This window comes from Pseudoalteromonas sp. bablab_jr010 (assembly GCF_016464105.1).
Lineage (GTDB): Bacteria > Pseudomonadota > Gammaproteobacteria > Enterobacterales > Alteromonadaceae > Pseudoalteromonas > Pseudoalteromonas simplex.
This window is the reverse complement of record NZ_JACDWV010000121.1, coordinates 1-1,327: the sequence shown is the minus strand read 5'-3', so window position 1 is coordinate 1,327 and position 1,327 is coordinate 1. Positions and strand designations below refer to the sequence as shown.

Below are 1,327 nucleotides of genomic sequence, written 5' to 3'. Positions count from 1 at the left end.
TCCGATAAAAAGTATGCTATGTTTGTTCATGCTAGCCTCTGCTGTTTAGTTATTTGACAAACTAATTATGGCTCTGGCTTTGTCATTAAGCTAACCCACGAAAAGCGGAGGCTAGCACCGTGTGGGAGTCATTATGTCTATGTATTTCTTAGGTTTTGAGTATGAAAACAATTAGGTGGACAATAATCACCATAATCTTCGCTTTAAGTGCATATTTTGAAGCTGTGTGGATATATTATCCTGTTTCAGTACTTTTCTTCATTTTTGCGTTAATGGGGACTATTGCTTTATTTACAGTAAATAGTACTGACTTTGCCCAAGGAGCAATAGACCGAAATTTAGGTTGGGCTTTGTATATTAATAGCTTTATTAATACTGGAGTTCTAATTTATCTAGGGTGGAATATTGTTGCATTGCTCTATGCAGTGATGATTTGTATGGGCTTATCAAAAAGGTTAACTGGTTTGTATAAGCTAAGGTTAAAAAATACATAACAAGTGCCTAAACCTAGGGACGCAAAACAGCAGGCTTGCGCTCCTTCGTCGCTAATTTTAGCCTGCTATTTTGCGCCGGATAGGCAAGCGTTAGGTTTATGAAGAAGCCGATTTTATATTTAAGTTTCTCTTTAATAATTTGCTTTGGAATACTGAAAACAGTCCCATACTGGCCTGAAAGCAAATTGCAGCATGTAGTTTATGTGTTTTTGAATTCAAAAAGTTTTGTAAAAGCTATAAGGGCAACCGAGCAAGAAGGTTATGTTTCAATACAGTGGGTACAAACCTCTGCAGAAACCGAAGTTTCACTAGCTTGGGTTGCTGCAGGTGCCAAATATAAAAAAGTCTCCAACCCAGATTTAAGCAGAATTGTAGTTCCATATAAAGAAAATGGCTTTAATTCACTTTGGCTTCAAAAAGAGGGTGAGGCTTGGATATTAAGAAAAGCTTTTTCCTTTAAAAGTGAGTACGGAATTGGTGAAGGTGCTTACGCTTTAGGTAAGAATATTAACCCCAAAGATGTGTGTTTACCAAAAGTACAATGTTTAGAGCACTTGTTTGATAATTGGTATGTTATAAAAAATTAGTATGCAAAAATAAACCTAACAAATTAATTAAACAGTGGACGTAAAACAGCAGGCTTGCGCTCATTCTTCGCTTAGTTTAGCCTGCTATTTTCCACCGTTTATTAAGGCGTTGGTATGACTCCCACAGTCAAGTTAAACGCACTGATCCTTGCCTAACTTTTTAAGCCATAATTTCTTCAGCTCGAATTAGAGCGAGTTAATACATAGGATGAAGCAAGTAATGTCGTCGGTTTTCATGCTGATATT

At 36.6% G+C, this 1,327-nt stretch carries 2 protein-coding genes; both read left to right on the top strand.

Features of this window, described 5'->3' with window-relative positions:
* Positions 1–161 precede the first annotated feature (161 nt).
* Positions 162–494, top strand: a complete 333-nt coding sequence (locus JIG37_RS10595) for a hypothetical protein (RefSeq protein ID WP_199529343.1) — start codon at positions 162–164, stop codon at positions 492–494.
* Positions 495–592: 98 nt separating this feature from the next.
* Positions 593–1,081, top strand: a complete 489-nt coding sequence (locus JIG37_RS10590) for a hypothetical protein (protein WP_199529342.1) — start codon at positions 593–595, stop codon at positions 1,079–1,081.
* The last annotated feature ends 246 nt before the right edge of the window (positions 1,082–1,327 follow it).

Coding starts and splice junctions, on each gene's coding strand:
- JIG37_RS10590 (WP_199529342.1), top strand. CDS start 593: ATGAAGAAGCCGATTTTATATTTAAGTTTCTCTTTAATAATTTGCTTT.
- JIG37_RS10595 (WP_199529343.1), top strand. CDS start 162: ATGAAAACAATTAGGTGGACAATAATCACCATAATCTTCGCTTTAAGT.